The organism is Curvibacter sp. GW821-FHT01G03 (assembly GCF_059422285.1).
This window is the reverse complement of the sequence record NZ_JBWKWP010000007.1, coordinates 44,984-63,817: the sequence shown is the minus strand read 5'-3', so window position 1 is coordinate 63,817 and position 18,834 is coordinate 44,984. Positions and strand designations below refer to the sequence as shown.

Below are 18,834 nucleotides of genomic sequence, written 5' to 3'. Positions count from 1 at the left end.
TGAGGGCTTGTTACCAGATCTTCCACCAGGGGCCGGTGGCCTTCTTGAGCCCGCTGGACTGGCCGCCCAGGTAGGCGTTCTCGGGGTAGTTCTGGGCCAGCACACGGCGGGCATCGTCACGCAACTGGGCCATGCCCAGGGCATCGTACGATCTGGCCAGGATGACCAGCGCCTCTTCGGTGGCCGGCACATCGCGGTACTCGGTCACGGCCACCTGGGCGCGGTTGATCGCCGCCACATAGGCGCCGCGTGAGAAGTAGTAGCGGGCCACGTGCACTTCGTACTGGGCCAGCGAGTTCACGATGTACACCATGCGCTGGCGTGCGTCAGGGGCGTAGCGTGAGTCGGGGAAGCGGGTGCTCAATTCCTTGAAGGACTCGAAAGAGTCCTTGGCCGCCTTCTGGTCGCGCTCGGACAGGTCCTGATGGGTGAACGAGGCGAACAGCCCCAGGTTGTCATTGAAGTTGACAATGCCCTTCATGTAGAGGGCGTAGTCCATGCCAGGGCTGGCAGGGTGCAGACGGATGAAACGGTCCAGGGTGGCCAGGGCCTGGGCCTGCTCATTGGCCCGGTACTGGGCATAGGCCTTTTCAAGTTCGGCTTGCTGGGCCAAGGGCGTGCCGGCAGCACGGCCTTCGAGCTTTTCGAACAGGGGGACGGCCTTGTCATAGGCGCCTGAGCTCAACTCATCCTTGGCTTCGCTGTAGAGGCGGTCGGGCGTCCAGTTGGCGGTCTTGTCGTAATTGGTCGACGAGCACCCACCCAACAGGGCTGACAGACAGGCAACCAGCGCGAACGCGGGGACCACGGATAATTTGGCACGTAGCATCACTGGAAACCTCTTGAAGCAAAGCAAATTGATTATATCGGCGGCCCCTGCGGCTTCCTCTCTTGATGGCCTCGGTACGGACGCGGTCGCTGAGATGCTGGAAGATGACGGCCTGGAGCGCGCGGAAGGGGCTGACGAGCCCACCGAGGAACTGCGGCAGGGTGAGGTCCCGCTGGCCAGCCATGGCCTGCGCCTGGACAAGGCCCTCACCGAATTCGTCACCGAGTTCTCGCGCAGCTACCTGCAGCAGCTCATCGACGAAGGGGCGGTGCGCCTCAATGGGCAGGCCGTGAGCAAGGCCTCGCTCAAGGTCAAGGTGGGCGACCGCCTGGAGGTCTGCCTGCGACCCACACCGCAAAGCCAGGCCTTCAAGCCAGAGGCCATGGCGCTGGACATCGTGTTCGAGGACCAGGACCTGATCGTGCTGAACAAGCCGCCGGGCCTGGTGGTGCACCCGGCGCCCGGGCACTGGAGCGGGACCTTGCTCAACGGCCTGCTGGCCCACCATGGCGGAGCCGTGCTGCTGCCGCGCGCCGGCATCGTGCACCGCCTGGACCGCGATACCAGCGGCCTGATGGTGGTGGCCAAGACTCGACAGACCATGGACCGGTTGGTGCAGCTGATTGCGGCGCGCGAGGTCAGCCGCCAGTACATGGCGCTGGCCCACAAGCCTTGGCAGGGGGCCGCTCAGGTCACGGTCGAGGCGGCCATTGGCAGGGATCCTCGCAACCGCCTGCGCATGGCGGTCGTGGACTTGACCCACCAATCGGGCAAGACGGCGCGCACCGACATTGAACTGATGGGCAATGCGCCGCAAGGCTGCTGGGTGCGCTGCAAGCTCCACACCGGCCGCACCCATCAGATCCGTGTGCACATGGCGCACCTGGGCCACCCCTTGTTGGCCGACGGACTCTACGGAGGGGCGCCCGCTGCGGGCATGCAGCGCCAGGCCCTGCATGCCTGGCGGCTCGCTTTCGTGCATCCGGTGAGCGGCGAACCTCTGGCCTTCGAGACCGCGCTTCCGGCCGACCTGCAGGCTGCCCTGGCCGATTGGGGCCTGCGTTACAATCCGCCCATCGCACCCCTCTAGCCCTCGGCTCAGCGTTGGTGCCCGGACATCGGTCAGGGGCTCGCAGCCCTCCTTACTGCCCCTCCGAGACAGCCTTGTTGCCCCCGCCCCCGTGACGGCCTTCGCCCTCCCGGGCGCCTACCCCGGAATTTTTGAACATGAACACGACGGATGCCCGGCGTATCCTCGAAACAGCGTTGATCTGTTCGCATCAGCCTTTGTCGATGCGCGACTTGCGGGCGCTGTTCGAGGATGAACTGGGCTCGGACACCCTCAAGACCTTGCTGAGCGATCTGCAGGCCGAGTGGACCCATAAGGGTGTCGAGTTGGTGTGTGTCGCCTCGGGCTGGCGCTTCCAGAGCCGTCCCGAGATGCGTTACTACCTGGATCGCCTGCACCCCGAAAAGCCGCCGCGCTACACCCGTGCGGCGCTCGAGACCCTGGCCATCATCGCCTATCGCCAGCCCGTGACGCGAGGCGACATCGAGGACATCCGCGGTGTCACGGTCAACTCGCTGGTCATCAAGCAGTTGGAGGACCGGGGGTGGGTCGAGGTGATCGGTCACAGAGAAACCGTCGGACGTCCGGCCCTGTTTGCCACCACGCGGCAGTTTCTCGATGATTTGGGCCTGGCTTCGCTGGATCAGCTTCCTTCTTTGGATGATCCGGAGCGCCAAGACCGCTTGTTGCAGGCCCTGCAGGCTGCGCCGGGGCTGGATGAGGCGGGTCTGTCGATCGCCGAGCCGGAACTGCCGTTTGAACTGAATCCATTGACCGCCGAATCGGTGGTCCCTTTTTCCCTCACCTCCGAGCCCCCGGGACTCGCAGGTGACTCTCTTACCGTCCCCGGGACAGGCCAAGCCCATGAATGATCAAGTGAATTCCCCGTCAGAGCCGTCAGAGCTCCCTCAGACCGAGGCCACGCAGCCGGCTGCTGCGGCCCAGCCCAAGTCCGAGCGCAGTCGACGTGGCCAGGCTGCCGCCCGACCCGCCCCGGCGTCGCAGGCCCCGGCCATCCGATTCGAGGATGTGGTCTCCGGTCAGTTTGATGCCGACGAAGAAGCGCCTGACCTGGCGCCCCTGAAGCGGGTGCTGGCGCCGCAGGTGGAAACCCCCAAGTTGCACAAGGTGTTGGCGCAGGCCGGGCTGGGTTCCCGGCTTGAGATGGAGCAACTGATTCTGGAAGGGCGTATCTCCGTCAACAACGAGCCGGCCCACATTGGCCAGCGCGTTCAGTATGGCGATCAGGTGAAGGTCAATGGCAAGCCCATCCGCTACCGCATTGATCCGCCGCCGGCGCGCGTCATCGCTTACCACAAGCCCGTGGGCGAGGTGGTCACCCATGATGACCCACAGAATCGCCCCACCGTGTTTCGCCGCCTGCCGCGCCTGCAGCAGGGCAAGTGGCAGTCCGTCGGCCGCCTGGATCTGAACACCGAAGGTCTGTTGCTGTTCACCAGCTCGGGCGAATTGGCCAACCAGCTCATGCACCCCCGCTTCGGCCTGGAGCGCGAATACGCCGTGCGTGTGCTGGGCGCCTTGAGCAAGGAAGAAAAAGAGCGGTTGCTCGCGGGGGTGAACCTCGACGACGGTCCGGCACAGTTCGGCTCGATTGAAGACGGTGGTGGTGAAGGTTCCAATTGCTGGTACCGGGTCACCATCTCCGAAGGCCGCAACCGCGAGGTGCGTCGTCTGTTCGAGGCGGTCGGCCATGCCGTGAGCCGTCTGATCCGCATCCGCTATGGCGCCATGGTGCTGCCGCGTGGGCTCAAGCGCGGCGCCTGGGTCGAGCTCGATGAGAGTGACATCCGCTCGCTTGTGCAGGCCGCCGGCGTGCGTGGCGAAGAGGGCGGGGCCCGCCGTGCCGAAGCGCCGGCGCCCCGTGGTCAGCGTGCTGGCAATGGCCCGCAGCGGCGACCTGCCGGCCCTGGTCCGCGTGGCAACACCGATTTCAAGCGCGGTGGCGGCCCCCGCCAGCCCGATCCGCTGACCACGGGCGTGACGGCTGGCCGATCACGCCCGGAGCGTGGCGATCGTGTCGCCCCGGGTGCGCAGCCTGACCCCATGAAAACCTCGGTGGGCTACATCGGCGCCGACAGCTTCTCGCGGGCCCGTCAGAACCGGCAGAGCAAGGGCGGCCCCCGCCGTGGCGGGCCGGCAGGTGGCTTGGCCGGTGGTCCGGGCACGGCCGGCCGGGGTGGGCCACGCGGTGGCCGCGGTCGTTGACCCTCGTGACAGGAATGGCTGTCAAGGCATTGCCGCACAGCCGAGTTAGAATCCGAGGTTTTGCCAAGTGGCAAAAATTACAAAAACTCAGTTCAGGAATCAATCATGGCAATCGAACGCACTCTCTCCATCATCAAGCCTGACGCCGTCGCCAAGAACGTCATCGGCCAAATCCTGGCTCGCTTTGAAGCCGCCGGCCTGAAGATCGCTGCTTCGCGTCTGGTGCAACTGTCGCGCGCTGAAGCCGAGCAGTTCTACGCTGTGCACGCTGCACGCCCCTTCTTCAAGGATCTGGTTGACTTCATGATCTCCGGCCCTGTCCACGTTCAAGTTCTGGAAGGCGAAAACGCCATCCTGAAGAACCGCGAACTGATGGGCGCCACCGACCCGAAGAAGGCCGACGCTGGCACCATCCGTGCTGACTTCGCTGACAGCATCGACGCCAACGCCGTGCACGGTTCTGACGCCGCTGAAACCGCTGCCGTCGAAATCGCTTTCTTCTTCCCCAGCCTGAACGTCTACGCTCGTTGATTTTCGCGAGCCACGCATGCAATGACAGCCAATCTGCTTGATTTCGACCTCGAGGGGTTGGCTGCATTCTGCGACCAGCTGGGTGAGAAGCGCTTTCGTGCCACCCAGCTCTTCCGCTGGATCCACCAGCGAGGCGAATCCGATTTCGACCAGATGACCGATCTGGCCAAGTCGCTTCGCGAGAAGCTCAAGGGACGCGCCCGTGTCGAGGGGCTATCTGTCCTGAGCCGCCATGATTCCGCCGACGGCACTGTCAAGTGGCTGTTCGATGTGGGCGATGGCAATGCCGTCGAGGCTGTTTTCATTCCCGAAGACGATCGAGGCACGCTGTGCGTGTCATCCCAGGCCGGCTGTGCCGTGGGTTGTCGTTTTTGTTCTACCGGCCATCAGGGCTTCAGCCGCAACCTCAGCACGGGCGAGATCGTCGCTCAGCTCTGGTATGCCGAGCACACCCTGCGCCGCCAGTTTCAAACCTCTGAGCGTGTCATCTCCAATGTGGTGATGATGGGCATGGGCGAGCCGCTGCAGAATTACGGCGCTCTGGTGCCTGCGCTGCGCACCATGTTGGACGATCATGGGTATGGCTTGTCGCGCCGCCGGGTCACGGTGTCCACCTCGGGCGTCGTGCCGATGATGGAGCGCCTGTCGCAAGATTGTCCGGTGGCCCTGGCCGTCTCTTTGCACGCGCCAAACGATCCGCTTCGTGACAACCTGGTGCCGCTCAACCGCAAGTACCCCATCGCCGAGTTGATGGCGGCTTGCAATCAATACCTTGAATTTGCCCCTCGTGACTTCATCACGTTCGAGTACTGCATGCTCGACGGCGTCAATGACAGCCCCGAGCACGCACGCCAGCTGATTGATCTGGTGCGACAGCACGCCAGCGGCAAAGGCGTGTGGTGCAAGTTCAATCTGATTCCCTTCAACCCCTTCCCGGCCTCCGGCCTGTTGCGTTCGCCAACCGAGCGTGTGCAGGCGTTTGCGAAAATCCTGCTTGATGCTGGTATCGTGACGACCGTGCGAAAGACCCGTGGTGATGACATCGATGCGGCATGCGGCCAACTGGCCGGCGATGTCCGTGATCGCACCCGGGTGGCTGAGCGTATTGCCCAGCAGCGCACCATCGTTCTGAAACCTGTGACCGAATTGACGGCCAACAACAAGGAGGCTTGATGGGGACTGCCCTGGCAATGCGCCATCTCTGGCGAAGTGTCCTGAGTGCCGCCGTGACCGCCGCGGCCATCGGGGTGTTCCTGGGGGCCCTGAGCGGTTGTGCCACCCAGTCCACGGCCTCCAACGACCCGGTCATTTCCGAGACCCCCGGTGGCGCCAGTGACGAGGGAGAGGCGCGTCGCCGAGCCCGCATCCGCCTGGAGTTGGCCTCCAACTATTTCGAGCAGGGCAAGACCACGGTGGCGCTTGATGAGGTGCGGCAGGTGCTGGCCGCCGACCCCGGCTTTGCCGAGGCCTACAACCTGCGCGGTCTGATTTACATGCGGCTCAATGATGAGCGCCAGGCCGAAGAGGGTTTCAAACGGGCCCTGGCGCTCAGCCCGCGTGACCCCAACATCCTGCACAACTATGGCTGGTTGGCCTGTCAACGCAAGCGCTACGGTGAAGCCGACGACTTTTTCAATCAGGCCCTGCAAAGCCCTCTGTATGGCGACAAGGCCAAGACCTTCATGGCCCAGGGGCTGTGTCAGGCCCGTGCCGGGCGCAAGGCTGAGGCCGAGCGAAGCCTGGCGCGTTCCTATGAACTGGATGCCGGTAACCCCATCACGGGCTACAACCTGGCCGCCTTGCTATATCAGCGTGGCGAACTGGTTCGGGCCCAGTTCTACATCCGCCGACTGAACAACAGTGAATTTGCCAATGCCGAGTCCCTGTGGCTCGGCATCCGGGTCGAGCACCGCATGGGTGACCGGGTGGCCATGTTGCAACTGGTCGAGCAACTGAAAAAGCGGTTCCCTCAGGCACGGGAGCTGTCGTCCTACGAGCGGGGAGCGTTTGATGAGTGAGGTGGAAGACGTGGCGGTGGCAAGCGTGCCGCCGCTCTCGGCAGGGGCCATGTTGCGTCAGGCGCGTGAAGCCGCCGGCATGCATGTGGCGGCTTTGGCGGTGGCCCTCAAGGTGCCGGTCAGCAAGCTCGAAGCGCTCGAATCCGACCGCTACGACGACCTGCCCGACGCGGTGTTCGTGCGTGCCCTGGCTTCCAGCGTGTGCCGCACTCTGCGCGTGGATGCAGCGCCGGTGCTGGAGCGTCTGCCCCAGACTCAGGCACCCAGGCTGAACCCGGACGATGCGGGCATCAACACCCCTTTCCGGGCTCAGAACGAGCGCCGTAGCCGGCTGGTGTCTGAATACCGATTCAGCCCGACGTTGCTGGCCGTGCCGCTTCTGTGCATCGGTGCCCTGGCCATATACCTTTGGCCTCGTTTCAGTCCCAGCCTGCCCGAGCCTGCGGCCCCGGTGACCCACCCTGGTGCTGTCGTCCAGGCGGTGCCAGAGCCTGAGCCCACTCCGCCACCCGCTGTGGCGCCCGCACCTGAGTTGGCTGCGACTGGCTCGGCTGCGGCAGTGGCGCCTGCGCCCGCACCTGTGGCAGTTGCCGTGGCGCCCTCGGCGCCTGCCCCGGCACCCATGCCTGTGCCTGTGCCTGTTCCGGCCTCGATGGCGCCGTCGGCTCCTGTCGCAGCGCCGGCCGTGTCCGCACCGCCCGGTGCCCCGGGTTCGTCGGTGGTGGCAGTTCCGTCGGCGAATTCGGTGCTGAGCTTCAGTGCCACGGGCAGTTCCTGGATCAAGGTGACCGATGCCAATGGTCAGGTCACCTTCCAGAAAACCATGAGCGCCGGTGAGACCGCCTCTGCCGGCGGTGTTCCGCCGCTTTCCGTGGTGGTCGGCAAGGCCGATGTCACCCAGGTCCAGGTGCGTGGCAAGGCATTCGATCTGCAATCTTTGGCGCGTGACAACGTGGCCCGTTTCGAGGTGAAGTGATGAGCGACAGCGAGCGCCCGGTGTGGGGGCAGCAACCGATTCCCACCGCCCAACCCAAGCCGCGCAGGTCGCGCCAGGCGGTGACGTCCTGGGACAGTCACCACGTCACCGTGGGTGGCGATGCGCCCGTGCGTGTGCAGTCGATGACCAACACCGACACGGTCGATGTGATCGGTACCGCCATCCAGGTCAAGGAGTTGGCGCTGGCAGGCTCCGAGATGGTTCGCATCACGGTCAACACGCCTGAAGCCGCTGCAGCGGTGCCTCACATCCGTGAGCAACTCGACCGCATGGGCATCGCCGTGCCCCTGATCGGCGACTTTCATTACAACGGGCATCGTCTTCTGACAGAGCACCCGGCCTGCGCCGAGGCCTTGTCCAAGTACCGGATCAACCCGGGCAACGTGGGCAAGGGCGACAAGCATGATCGCCAGTTCGGCCAGATGATCGATGTGGCCATCCGCTGGAACAAGCCGGTGCGAATCGGCGTCAACTGGGGCAGCCTCGACCAGGAGTTGCTCGCCAGCCTGATGGACGAGAACAGCCGGCGTGCCCAGCCCTGGGATGCGCGCCAGGTGATGTATGAGGCCCTGATTTCATCGGCCATCACCTCCGCCCAGCGGGCCGAGGAAATGGGCTTGCCTGGCCATCAGATCATTTTGTCGTGCAAGGTCAGCGGCGTGCAGGATCTGATCGCGGTGTACCGTGAACTGGGCCGACGCACCGACTACGCGCTGCACCTCGGACTGACCGAGGCCGGCATGGGGACCAAGGGCACGGTGGCCTCGGCCACGGCACTGTCCATCTTGCTGCAAGAGGGCATTGGCGACACCATCCGCGTGTCGCTCACCCCTCAACCTGGCGAGTCACGCACCCAAGAGGTGGTGATCGCCTCCGAGATCCTGCAGGCCTTGGGTCTGAGGGTGTTTGTGCCCAGCGTCACGGCCTGTCCGGGTTGTGGCCGCACCACCAGCACCACTTTCCAGGAGTTGGCCAAGCAGATCGATGATTTCCTGCGTGCGCAGATGCCGGTTTGGCGTTCGCATTACCCGGGCGTCGAAAAGCTCAAGGTGGCGGTCATGGGCTGCATCGTGAACGGCCCGGGTGAAAGCAAGCATGCCGACATCGGCATCAGCCTGCCGGGCACGGGTGAGGCGCCGGCCGCACCTGTGTTCATCGATGGCGAGAAGGCCCTGACGCTGCGCGGTGACAACATCGCGACCGAGTTTCACCAGATCGTCGAAAACTACATTGAAAAGCGCTTCGGAGCGGCCTCTTCGGCCCCGCACTCCGAGCCCATCTGATCCTTATGTCCGAGAAACCCCAGGCAGCCCCCGCGGCTGCGGCGTCCGCGCCCCGATTTGAAAAGCTTTCCGCCGTCAAAGGCATGAACGACATCCTGCCGCCCGAGTCGGCGCAGTGGGAGTGGCTTGAAGACAAGGTGCGCCAGTTGATGGCCCGCCATGCCTACCGCAACATCCGCACCCCCATCGTCGAACCCACGCCCCTGTTTGTGCGTGGCCTCGGCGAGGTGACCGACATCGTCGAAAAAGAGATGTACTCCTTCGAGGACAAGCTCAATGGCGAAGCCCTGACCCTGCGCCCCGAAAACACCGCGGGCGTGGTGCGTGCCGTGGCCGAGCACTCGATGCTGTACGACGGCGGCAAGCGCCTGTATTACATGGGCCCGATGTTCCGGCACGAGCGTCCCCAGCGTGGTCGCTATCGCCAGTTTCACCAGATCGGCGCCGAAGCCCTGGGTTTTCCGGGCGCCGAGGTCGATGCCGAACTGATCCTGCTGGCCCATGCCCTGTGGCAGGAGCTGGGCCTCAAGGATGTGCGCCTGGAGCTCAACAGCCTGGGCCAGCCGGCCGAGCGCAAGGCGCACCGCGCGGCCTTGATCGCCCACTTCGAGCAGCACGAGGCGCTGCTCGACGAAGACGCACGCCGTCGCCTGCACAGCAACCCGTTGCGCATCCTGGACACCAAGAACCCGGCCATGCGCGAGGTGGTCGAATCGGCCCCGCGCCTGATCGACTTCCTGGGTGAGGCTTCGCTGGCCCACTTCAACACCGTGCGCGGTATTCTGGATGCCTGCGGTGTGGCCTACACGATCAACCCGCGCCTGGTGCGGGGCATGGACTACTACAACCTCACGGTGTTCGAGTTCATCACCGAGAGCCTGGGCTCGCAGGGCACGATCTGCGGCGGTGGCCGCTACGACTACCTGATCGAGCAGATCGGTGGCAAGGCGGCCCCTGCCGTGGGCTGGGCCCTGGGTGTGGAGCGGGTGCTGGAGTTGCTGCGCGAGCAGGCCCCGGCACAGGCCCCGGCGCCCGATGCCTATGCCATCGTGCCCGATGCCACGGCCTTGCCGCTGGTCCTCAAAACCCTGGTGCAGTTGCGTGCCCTGGGCGTCTCGGTCCAGATGCATGCCGGTGCGGCAGAGTCCTGGGGCAGCATGAAGTCCCAGTTCAAGAAGGCCGACGCCAGCGGCGCCCGCCATGCGCTGATTTTTGGCGGCGACGAGTTGGCCCGTGACGAGGTGACTGTGAAGTCGCTGCGGGATGGCGCAGGCGCCCAACAGGCCCGCTCGCTGAGCGATCTGCCCCAATGGGCGATCACCCTACAATCCCAGAATTAACAGCAGAACGCCATGGCATCTCATCTCGACCTCGAAGAACAAGAACAGCTCGATCAGCTCAAGCATTTCTGGAACCGCTACGGCAATGCCATCAGCTGGGTGCTGATCGTGATCTTTGGCGGCTTTGCCGCCTGGAACGGTTACCAGTACTGGCAGCGCAGCCAGGCTGCCCAGGCCGCTGTGCTCTATGACGAAATGGAGCGCGCGGTCAAGGCTCAGGACCTGCAGAAGGTGGCCCGTGTGCAGGAAGACATCCACGGCAAGTACGGCCGCACGGCCTATGCCGCCCAGGCCAGCCTGCTGGCTGCCCAGGCCCTGGCTGACAAGGGCAATGCCGATGCTGCCAAGGCGGCACTGAACTGGGTGCTGGAGCAATCCGGCGACGATGGCGTGAAGGCCGTGGCCCGCCTGCGCCTGGCAGCTCTCCAGGTCGATGCCAAGGCATACGACGAAGCCCTCAAGACCCTGGGTACCGCTTTCCCTGCCGAATTCGAAGCTCTGGCAGCCGATCGCAAGGGGGATGTGCTGGCCTTGCAAGGCAAGGCCGATGAGGCCATCGCCGAATACCGCAAGGCCTATCAAAAGCTCGATGAGCGCACGGAATACCGGCGCCTGATCGAGGCCAAGCTCAATGCACTGGGCGTCAACCCGCAAGCTGCTGCCGAACCGGCGACAGCCGCGACAGCCCCTACCGAGGACAAGAAGTGAAGCACATGGCACGACCGGTCGTTGAACGCAGCCTCATGGCGGCCCTGGCGGCCGTTTCGCTGCTGGTGTTGACTGCTTGCAGCTCGGGCTCGCCCAAGCACAAGCCTGCCGAACTGGCGCCCGTGGTGGCCCTGGTGGGGGTCAAGCCGGCCTGGTCGGCCAGCCTGGGGGCGGTTGAGTTCCCGCTGGACGCCCAGGTCACGGGTTCCACCCTGACCCTGGCCTCGTCGGCAGGGCAGGTCACCGCTTGGGATGCCACCACCGGGCGCGAGCTTTGGCGCGCAGACGCCAAGGCCAGCATCACGGCGGGTGTGGGCGGCGATGGCAAGCAGGTGGCTGTGGTCACCAGCAACAACGAATTGGTCAACTTTGTGGCCGGACGCGAAATCTGGCGTCGCCAATTGCCCGCCCAGGTCTTCACTGCGCCCTTGGTTGCCGGTGGTCGGGTCTTCGTGTTGGCGGCCGATCGCTCCGTATCGGCCTTTGATGCTGAATCCGGCCGCAAGCTCTGGACCCAGCAGCGCCCGGGTGAGCCCCTGGTGCTGCGTCAACCGGGCGTGCTGATTCCGGTCAATGACACCCTGGTGGCCGGCCTGTCCGGGCGGCTCGCGGGCTTGAACCCTGCCAACGGCGGTATCCGCTGGGAGGCGCCTCTGGCCACGCCGCGCGGCACCAACGATGTCGAACGCCTGGTCGACCTGGTGGGGCGCGTGAGCCGCGTGGACGACTCGGTCTGCGTGCGCGCCTTCCAGGCTGCCGTGGGCTGCGTGCAGGCCCAGCGTGGTACCTTGAGCTGGACCAAGCCAGCCAATGGATTCACCGGCGTGCATGGTGATGCGGCAACCGTCTTCGGGACCGAGTCCGATGGCCGTCTGGTGGCCTGGCGTCGTGCCGATGGTGAACGCCTGTGGACCAGCGATCGTCTGCAATACCGCCACCTGACCGCCCCGTTGCTGTTGGGTCGCTCGTTGGCGATCGGCGACGACGCTGGCTTTGTTCATTTGCTGTCTCGCGAAGATGGCAGTTCCCTCAACCGCCTCAGCACCGACGGCTCACCGATTGCGGTGGCCCCGGTGCTGGCTGATGGCGTGTTGGTCGTGGTCACCCGCAAGGGTGGCGTGTTTGCATTCCGTCCGGAATGAATCGGCGGTAATGCTTCATGAAACCTGTTATTGCGCTCGTCGGGCGCCCCAATGTCGGCAAGTCGACACTTTTCAACCGCCTCACCAAGTCGCGTGATGCCATCGTGGCTGACTTCGCGGGCCTGACCCGCGATCGCCACTACGGCAATGGCCGTCAGGGTGCGCACGAGTACATCGTGATCGATACCGGGGGCTTCGAGCCCGATGCTGCCAGTGGCATCTACAAGGAAATGGCCAAGCAGACCCAGCAGGCTGTGGCCGAAGCCGATGTGGTGGTGTTTGTGGTCGATGCCCGGGCCGGCCTGTCGGCCCAGGATCACGACATTGCCAAGTACCTGCGTCGCCTGGGCAAGCCTTGCGTGCTGACGGCCAACAAGGCCGAAGGCATGAAAGAGGGCATGCAACTGTCCGAGTTTTATGAGCTGGGCCTGGGCGAGGTCTATCCGGTCTCGGCGGCCCACGGCCAAGGCATCCGCGGCCTGGTCGATCTGGCGCTGGCCCCCTTGAACCTGCCTGAGCCCGACGAGGATGCCGAGGAGGCTGATGCCGGCCTGATCAAACTTGCCGTGGCGGGGCGTCCCAATGTCGGCAAGTCAACGCTGATCAACACCTGGCTCGGTGAAGAGCGTCTGGTGGCCTTTGACATGCCTGGCACCACCCGGGATGCGATCTCGGTGCCCTTTGAACGCAATGGGCAGCGTTACGAATTGGTGGATACCGCCGGTTTGCGTCGCAAGGGCAAAGTCTTTGAAGCGATCGAGAAATTCTCGGTGGTGAAGACCTTGCAAGCCATCGAGTCGGCCAATGTGGTTTTGCTGTTGCTGGACGCCACCCAGGGCGTGACCGATCAGGACGCCCACATTGCCGGCTACATCCTGGAGAGTGGCCGCGCCGTGGTGATTGCCATCAATAAGTGGGATGCGGTGGACGACTACCAGCGCCAACTGGTCGAGCGCTCGATCGAGACCCGCCTGTCCTTTTTGAAGTTTGCCTCTGTGCACTTCATCTCGGCACGCAAGCGCCAGGGCCTGGGGCCGGTCTGGTCGGCGATTGCGCAGGCCCACAAGGCGGCCACGTGCAAGATGCCGACGCCGGTTCTCACCCGCCTGCTGCTGGAGGCGGTGCAGTTCCAGACGCCCAAGAAGACGGGCATGTACCGTCCCAAGCTGCGCTATGCCCACCAAGGGGGCATGAACCCGCCGGTGATCGTGATCCACGGCAACTCGCTGGAGCACGTGACCGAGGCCTACAAGCGCTTCCTGGAAGGCCGTTTCCGCAAGGAATTCAGCCTGGTGGGTACGCCTTTGCGCATCGAGCTCAAGACTTCGCAAAACCCTTTTGCTGACAAGGACGGCCATTGAGCCCATGGCCGCAGGGCCCCCGGAGTCCAGGTGCTGAAAATTGGCCTTGCGCCTTGCCAGGGGCCGGGCCTGTGGTAAGGTCTGGCTTTCCAACAACATTTTGAACACGGAGAATATCGTGAGCAATAAAGGGCAGCTTCTTCAAGACCCGTTCCTGAACGCACTGCGCCGCGAGCATGTGCCGGTGTCGATTTACCTCGTCAACGGCATCAAGCTTCAAGGTCAGATCGAGTCGTTCGACCAGTACGTGGTGTTGCTGCGCAACACCGTGACGCAAATGGTTTACAAGCATGCCATCTCGACCATCGTGCCGGGTCGTGCTGTGAACTTCTCCACTGCTGACGCTGCAGAGCCCGCAGCCGCACAGTGATCCGGAAGCCGGCCGTCCCCCGAAAGGGGGGCGGCCGGCTTTTTTACAGGCTCCGTTGATTTGACTGACAAGAATTCTCCTGCCCCCACCCCGGTCATCCTCGTGGGTGTGGATCTGGGTGGTCCGCATTTCGATGCCGACCTGGAAGAGCTGGGTCTGCTCGCCGAGACCGCGGGCCTGACGCCCGTGGCGCGCATCACCTGCAAACGCAAGGCGCCCGACGCGGCCTTGTTCGTCGGCAGTGGCAAGGCTGACGAGATCCGGTTCATGGCCGAGCAGCACGGGGCCGTCGAGGTCCTGTTCGACCAATCGCTGAGCCCTGCCCAGCAGCGCAACCTGGAGCGCCACCTCGGCTTGCCGGTCAACGACCGGACCTTGCTGATTCTTGAAATTTTTGCCCAGCGTGCGCGCAGCTTCGAAGGCAAACTGCAGGTTGAGCTGGCACGCTTGCAGTACGTCAGCACGCGTCTGGTGCGCCGCTGGTCTCACTTGGAACGTCAGCGTGGGGGCATCGGCGCGCGGGGCGGGCCGGGCGAAACCCAGATCGAACTGGACCGCCGAATGATCGGCGAGGCCATCAAGCGCACCAAAGAGCGTCTGGAAAAGGTCAAGCGTCAGCGCAGCACCCAGCGTCGCCAGCGCGAGCGTCGCGATACCTTCAACATCTCGTTGGTGGGCTACACCAACGCAGGCAAGTCGACGCTGTTCAATGCCCTGGTCAAGGCCCGGGCCTACGCGGCCGACCAGCTTTTTGCCACCCTGGACACCACCACCCGCCAGCTTTACCTGGGTGAGGCCGGGCGCTCGGTGTCCTTGTCCGACACCGTGGGTTTCATCCGAGACCTGCCCCACGGGCTGATCGACGCCTTTCAGGCCACCCTGCAGGAGGCGACCGACGCTGATCTGCTGTTGCATGTGGTCGATGCGGCCAACCCGGATTACCCCGAGCAACTCAACGAGGTCCTGCGTGTGCTGGGCGAGATCGGGGCCGCTGAGGTGCCTCAGTTGCTGGTGTTCAACAAGCTCGACGCCATCGATGAGGCGCAGCGTCCGCTGCAGGCCCTGGACACGTTCGAGCTGGCCGGCCGTCAGGTGCCCCGCGTGTTCGTGAGTGCGCGCAGTGGTGAAGGCCTGTCAGTGCTGCGTCAGCAGCTCGCCGCCTTGGCCCTGGCCCATCTGGCACCAGCTGCAGATCCCGCAGCCGGCGCCACGGAATTGGCACTTCCTTCGTCCTGATTGGGCACAATCAGTCCCGTACAAGAAAAGAGCAATGCGAATGAACTTCAAGACCAAAGCCTTGCGCTGGCCGGCTCTGCCGGGTCGCATCAAGGGGATGTTCAATCTCAACGATCCGCGCTGGGGTCGGGGGGATGATTCCTCCGGTGAACGTGGCCGTCCGGACAAGGAGGCTCCAGAGCAACCAAGCCCGCGCGGGCAGGGGGGCCAGCAGGTTCCGCCGGACCTCGATGAGTTGTGGCGTGACCTGAACCGCAAACTGGGCAAGCTGTTTGGCGGCCAAGGCGGCGGGCAGGGCGGTGGCTCGGGCGGCAAGGGCGGCGGTGGTGGCTACCAGCCCGACATGAAAAGCGCTGGTGTTGGCGTGGGGCTGATCGCGGCCGTGGCCGTGCTGATCTGGCTGGGGACAGGCTTCTTCATCGTCCAGGAAGGCCAACAGGCCGTGATCACGCAGTTCGGGCGTTACAAGTCGACCGTGGGGGCCGGTTTCAACTGGCGCCTGCCTTACCCGATCCAGCGCCACGAGTTGGTGTTTGTCACCCAGATCCGCTCGGTGGATGTGGGCCGTGACACGGTCATCAAGAGCACGGGCCTGCGCGACTCCGCCATGCTGACTGAAGATGAAAACATCGTCGAAATCAAGTTCGCTGTCCAATACCGGCTGAATGACGCGCGCGCCTGGTTGTTTGAGTCCAAGAACCCTGGCGAGTCCGTGGTGCAGGCTGCCGAGACGGCGGTGCGTGAAGTGGTTGGCAAGATGCGCATGGACACCGCCTTGTCCGACGAGCGCGATCAGATCGCGCCGCGCGTGCGTGCCTTGATGCAGAGCATCCTCGATCGCTACAAGGTCGGGGTGGAAGTGGTGGGCATCAACCTGCAGCAAGGGGGCGTGCGCCCACCCGAGCAGGTGCAGGCGGCGTTTGACGACGTGCTCAAGGCAGGGCAAGAGCGCGAACGTGCCAAGAACGAAGCCCAGGCATACGCCAATGACGTGATTCCGCGCGCGGTGGGCTCGGCCTCCCGCTTGAAGGAAGAGGCCGAGGCCTACAAGGGTCGCATCGTGGCTCAGTCTCAAGGCGATGCCCAGCGCTTCAAGTCGGTGCTGAACGAGTACCAGAAGGCGCCCCAGGTCACCCGAGACCGCATGTACATCGATACCATGCAGCAGATCTACGGCAACGTGACCAAGGTATTGGTCGAGTCGCGGCAAGGCGGCAATCTGCTGTACATGCCGCTCGACAAGATCCTGCAGCAGGCTGGGGCGGCCTCGGTCGACGCGGCACCCGCTGCTGCCGTGGTCCCTCAGGCCCCCGCCAGCGCACCCACAACAGGTGCTGCGTTTTCCAGCGAGTCGCGCGCTCGTGACAACGGCCGCTCGCGTGACCGCGAATCGCGCTAGGGAGTAGCTTCGTGAACAGAATCGGATTTTTCATTTCATCGTTGCTGGTGGCCCTGGCGCTGCTGAGCTCCATGCTGTTCGTGGTCGACCAGCGTCAGTTCGGGGTGGTCTATGCCCTGGGACAAATCAAGGAAGTCATCACCGAACCCGGTCTGAACTTCAAGCTGCCGCCCCCGTTCCAGAACGTGTCTTACATCGACAAGCGCCTGCTCATGCTTGACAGCAACGACACCGAGCCCATGCTCACGGCTGAAAAGCAGCGCGTGGTGATCGACTGGTATGTGCGCTGGCGCATCGCCGACCCGCTGGAGTACATCCGCAACGTCGGTCTGGACGAGACCGCCGGTGCCAACCAGCTCAACCGCGTGGTGCGCAATGCGTTCCAGGAAGAGGTCAACAAGCACACCGTCAAGGAACTCTTGTCGTCCAAGCGGGATGCTGTGATGAACGACGTGCGCCGCGAAGTGCTCAAGGTGGTCAAGGGCGACAAGCCCTGGGGTGTGGACGTGGTGGATGTGCGTGTCACCCGCGTCGACTACGTGGATGCCATCACCGAGTCGGTCTATCGACGCATGGAGGCCGAGCGCAAGCGCGTGGCCAATGAACTGCGTTCCACTGGGGGCGCCGAGGGGGAGAAGATCCGTGCCGATGCCGATCGCCAGCGCGAAATCACGGTGGCCAACGCCTACCGTGAGGCGCAGCAGATCAAGGGCGAGGGCGACGCTGAAGCGGCTCGCACCTACGCCGAGGCCTTTGGCAAGGACCCGCAGTTCGCACAGTTCTACCGCAGCCTGGAGGCCTACAAGGCCACGCTGAACAAGAAGAGCGATGTGGTGGTGGTCGATCCGTCCACCTCCGAGTTCTTCCGCATCTTCCGCGGTGCTGCGCCCACAGCGCCTGCCGGCAAGAAGTGAGCGCGGGTGTTGGACTCTGACGCGCTCTGGCTGGCGCTGGGCTTTGTCTTGGTGATCGAGGGCTTGTTTCCCTTCCTGTCACCGACCGCCTGGCGTCAGACTTTCACCCGCCTGCTCCAGTTGCAGGATGGTCAGATCCGCTTCATCGGCCTGCTCAGCGTGCTGGCCGGTCTGGCGTTGGTGTGGGCCCTGTCCTGAGTGGGCTGGCCAACATCTGTAAAATCACGTTTTTAACAGCCCCCCCATCACCATGTCTGCCTGGGTCCTGCCGGATCACATTGCCGATGTCCTGCCTTCCGAGGCCCGGCACATCGAAGAACTGCGCCGCGCCCTGCTTGATACGGCGCGCAGCTACGGCTATGAGCTGGTCATGCCGCCTCTGCTGGAGCACCTTGAATCCCTGTTGACCGGTACAGGTGAGGCGCTCGATCTCCTCACCTTCAAGCTGGTCGATCAACTGTCGGGCCGCACCATGGGCCTGCGTGCTGACACCACCCCGCAGGTGGCCCGCATCGACGCCCATCTGCTCAACCGCCAGGGCGTGACCCGTCTGTGCTATTGCGGCCCGGTGTTGCACACCCGGCCGGACAGCCCGCACGCCACCCGTGAGCCGCTGCAGTTCGGTGCCGAAATCTATGGCCATGCCGGCCCTGAGGCCGATCTGGAAGCACTGCTGCTGGCCCTGGATTGCCTGAAGGCGGCTGGCGTCACCGGCCTCAGCGTCGATCTGGCCGATGCGCGCATCCTTCGCACGCTGCTGGACGGTTTGCAACTGGCGCCGGCCCGCCTGCAGGCCATTCAACAAGCACTGGCCGTCAAGGCCAGCAGCGATCTGCAGGCCTTGGTGGCCGATCTGCCCTCTCCCACGCGTGAATTGCTGCTGGCCTTGCCGGGCCTGTACGGCGACATGGGCGTGCTGGATGAGGCCAGCCGGGTCTTTGCCGGGCAGCCCAAGCTGCTGGCCGCGTTGGACCAGCTGCGCTGGCTGGCCAGCCAGTTGGGTGAGGTCAATCTGACCTTCGACTTGGCCGACATGCGCGGCTATGCCTACTACACCGGTGCACGTTTTTCGATCTATGTGCCCGGTACCAGCGATGCGCTGGTCCGCGGTGGTCGTTACGACGAAGTGGGCGCGGTGTTCGGCCGCAATCGCCCGGCGGCCGGCTTCAGCCTGGACGTGCGTGAATTGGTGAGCGTGGTGGCCCCGCGTGCCCTGCGTGCGGCCATTCGCGCGCCCTGGGGCGTGGACCCGGCCTTGCGCGCTGCGGTGGCGGCCCTGCGTGCGCAGGGTGAGACGGTGGTGGGCGTGCTGCCGGGCCACGAGAGTGAAGTTGATGAGTTCCATTGCGATCGCCAGCTGGTCTCCAGCGCTGGGCAGTGGGTCGTGAAATCCCTTTGAATCAAATACTGT

General features: G+C 64.4%; 19 protein-coding genes. 18 read left to right on the top strand and 1 reads right to left on the bottom strand.

The window, feature by feature from the left end; translation table 11 throughout:
- Positions 1–10 precede the first annotated feature (10 nt).
- Entirely contained in the window at positions 11–829 is an 819-nt protein-coding gene (locus AC07VS_RS11335) for an outer membrane protein assembly factor BamD (RefSeq protein ID WP_494655538.1), read from the bottom strand.
- A 94-nt stretch (positions 830–923) separates the two neighbouring features.
- Here AC07VS_RS11335 and AC07VS_RS11330 point away from each other — a divergent pair, with 94 nt between their 5' ends.
- The 18 genes from AC07VS_RS11330 to AC07VS_RS11245 all read left to right on the top strand — a co-directional run bounded on the left by AC07VS_RS11330 (position 924) and on the right by AC07VS_RS11245 (position 18,822).
- Positions 924–1,919, top strand: coding sequence for an RluA family pseudouridine synthase (locus AC07VS_RS11330; RefSeq protein ID WP_494750980.1), 996 nt, complete (start codon positions 924–926; stop codon positions 1,917–1,919).
- 137 nt (positions 1,920–2,056) lie between these two features.
- Positions 2,057–2,770 (top strand): SMC-Scp complex subunit ScpB, encoded by a 714-nt coding sequence (gene scpB, locus AC07VS_RS11325; protein WP_492345148.1) that lies wholly within the window; start codon positions 2,057–2,059, stop codon positions 2,768–2,770.
- Positions 2,763–4,124, top strand: coding sequence for a pseudouridine synthase (locus AC07VS_RS11320; protein ID WP_492345149.1), 1,362 nt, complete (start codon positions 2,763–2,765; stop codon positions 4,122–4,124). Before scpB ends, AC07VS_RS11320 begins: the two co-directional genes overlap by 8 nt.
- Positions 4,125–4,229: 105 nt before the next feature.
- Entirely contained in the window at positions 4,230–4,655 is a 426-nt protein-coding gene (ndk, locus tag AC07VS_RS11315) for a nucleoside-diphosphate kinase (RefSeq protein WP_492345150.1), read from the top strand.
- Positions 4,656–4,676: 21 nt separating this feature from the next.
- Positions 4,677–5,828, top strand: coding sequence for a dual-specificity RNA methyltransferase RlmN (gene rlmN, locus AC07VS_RS11310; protein ID WP_492345151.1), 1,152 nt, complete (start codon positions 4,677–4,679; stop codon positions 5,826–5,828).
- Between the two features lie 17 nt (positions 5,829–5,845).
- The gene (pilW, locus tag AC07VS_RS11305; RefSeq protein WP_492345588.1) at positions 5,846–6,673 is read left to right on the top strand and encodes a type IV pilus biogenesis/stability protein PilW; all 828 of its coding nucleotides are present in this window, start codon (positions 5,846–5,848) and stop codon (positions 6,671–6,673) included.
- Entirely contained in the window at positions 6,666–7,649 is a 984-nt protein-coding gene (locus tag AC07VS_RS11300) for a helix-turn-helix domain-containing protein (protein WP_494750979.1), read from the top strand. Before pilW ends, AC07VS_RS11300 begins: the two co-directional genes overlap by 8 nt.
- Entirely contained in the window at positions 7,649–8,953 is a 1,305-nt protein-coding gene (gene ispG / locus AC07VS_RS11295) for a flavodoxin-dependent (E)-4-hydroxy-3-methylbut-2-enyl-diphosphate synthase (protein ID WP_494750978.1), read from the top strand. The genes AC07VS_RS11300 and ispG overlap by 1 nt, the downstream gene beginning before the upstream one ends.
- A 5-nt stretch (positions 8,954–8,958) precedes the next feature.
- On the top strand, positions 8,959–10,293 hold the full coding sequence (hisS, locus tag AC07VS_RS11290) for a histidine--tRNA ligase (protein ID WP_494750977.1): 1,335 nt from the start codon (positions 8,959–8,961) through the stop codon (positions 10,291–10,293).
- Positions 10,294–10,305: 12 nt separating this feature from the next.
- Entirely contained in the window at positions 10,306–11,001 is a 696-nt protein-coding gene (locus tag AC07VS_RS11285; RefSeq protein WP_494655543.1) for a YfgM family protein, read from the top strand.
- A 5-nt stretch (positions 11,002–11,006) separates the two neighbouring features.
- Complete coding sequence (bamB, locus tag AC07VS_RS11280) at positions 11,007–12,143, top strand: outer membrane protein assembly factor BamB (RefSeq protein ID WP_492345156.1); 1,137 nt, start codon at positions 11,007–11,009, stop codon at positions 12,141–12,143.
- Positions 12,144–12,160: 17 nt separating this feature from the next.
- Positions 12,161–13,504 (top strand): ribosome biogenesis GTPase Der, encoded by a 1,344-nt coding sequence (der, locus tag AC07VS_RS11275; RefSeq protein ID WP_492345157.1) that lies wholly within the window; start codon positions 12,161–12,163, stop codon positions 13,502–13,504.
- 118 nt (positions 13,505–13,622) lie between these two features.
- Positions 13,623–13,874 carry an RNA chaperone Hfq gene (hfq, locus tag AC07VS_RS11270; protein ID WP_019575375.1) on the top strand — a complete coding sequence of 84 codons (252 nt, stop codon included), beginning with the start codon at positions 13,623–13,625 and terminating at the stop codon, positions 13,872–13,874.
- A gap of 60 nt (positions 13,875–13,934) precedes the next feature.
- Positions 13,935–15,110 (top strand): GTPase HflX, encoded by a 1,176-nt coding sequence (gene hflX / locus AC07VS_RS11265; RefSeq protein ID WP_494655544.1) that lies wholly within the window; start codon positions 13,935–13,937, stop codon positions 15,108–15,110.
- Positions 15,111–15,150: 40 nt separating this feature from the next.
- On the top strand, positions 15,151–16,509 hold the full coding sequence (gene hflK / locus AC07VS_RS11260; protein WP_494750976.1) for an FtsH protease activity modulator HflK: 1,359 nt from the start codon (positions 15,151–15,153) through the stop codon (positions 16,507–16,509).
- Positions 16,510–16,520: 11 nt separating this feature from the next.
- The gene (hflC, locus tag AC07VS_RS11255) at positions 16,521–17,423 is read left to right on the top strand and encodes a protease modulator HflC (protein ID WP_494750975.1); all 903 of its coding nucleotides are present in this window, start codon (positions 16,521–16,523) and stop codon (positions 17,421–17,423) included.
- A 6-nt stretch (positions 17,424–17,429) separates the two neighbouring features.
- Positions 17,430–17,621 (top strand): DUF2065 domain-containing protein, encoded by a 192-nt coding sequence (locus tag AC07VS_RS11250; protein WP_492345161.1) that lies wholly within the window; start codon positions 17,430–17,432, stop codon positions 17,619–17,621.
- A 52-nt stretch (positions 17,622–17,673) separates the two neighbouring features.
- Positions 17,674–18,822: an ATP phosphoribosyltransferase regulatory subunit gene (locus tag AC07VS_RS11245; protein ID WP_492345162.1), complete on the top strand. Its 1,149-nt coding sequence runs from the start codon at positions 17,674–17,676 to the stop codon at positions 18,820–18,822.
- Positions 18,823–18,834 lie beyond the last annotated feature (12 nt).